Annotated in this window: 1 protein-coding gene; it reads right to left on the reverse strand. The window is 65.9% G+C overall.

Going from position 1 to position 806, the window contains the following annotated elements; all coding sequences use genetic code 11:
- Positions 1 to 806: sensor domain-containing diguanylate cyclase (locus J0A65_RS24535; RefSeq protein ID WP_206596866.1), on the reverse strand; the 806-nt coding region annotated here is incomplete at both ends.

Consider the following 806-nt stretch of genomic DNA (forward strand, 5'->3'; position numbering starts at 1 on the left):
GATGACATCGGTGGGCCTGCCCAGGGCCGTGGCGAGCGCCTGGGCGATCTGCCGCAGGCAGGCATCGCCTGCCGGATGGCCGTAGCGGTCGTTGTAGGCTTTGAACCAGTCCACGTCCATGATCGCCAGGCCCAGAGGCGCTGCATGGCGCGTGGCACGCTTGCACTCCAGCGCCAGCAGCTCGTCGAACTGGCGGCGGTTGGCGATGCCGGTCAGGGCATCGGTCATGCTCAGGGTTTCCAGGCGCTGATTGAGTACCTGCAGCTCCTCGGTACGCTGGGCGACACGTCGCTCCAGCTCGCGCTCGGAGCGCTGCAGGCTCTCCACCAGCTGGTTCTGCGCCTGCAACAGCTGCGCCTGGGCCTGGAGCTTCTCCTGGCGCATCACGTTGATGCGATCGGCCAGGGCGAATGCCAGCAGCAACATCTCCAGCGATGAACCGAGCTGCAGGCCATCCTCGGTGAACACATTGGTCGGCAACACGCCAAGGGCACGCAGAGTGGTACTCGCGCCACCGAGAATCAGCAGGCCGAAGGCGGCCAGAAAGAAATAGGCGCTGCGCTGACGCTGCAACGCGCAGGCCACGCCCACGCCGATCATCACCACGGCGGCGAGCAGGAACAGCAGGATGGCATAGCGCGACACCTGCGGCAGCGCCAGGGCGAACACGACAGGACTGGCCAGAAAGAACAGGATCATGCCGCGCAACAGGCGGTCGCCCCTGGGCAGCGTCACCTCGGTCTGCAACATGCGCCGCATGAACAGCATCAGCGCACTCAGGGCCAGGGACGCACTGGCGTAATAGG

This window comes from Bowmanella yangjiangensis (assembly GCF_017255015.1).
Classification (GTDB): Bacteria; Pseudomonadota; Gammaproteobacteria; order Enterobacterales; family Alteromonadaceae; genus Bowmanella; species Bowmanella yangjiangensis.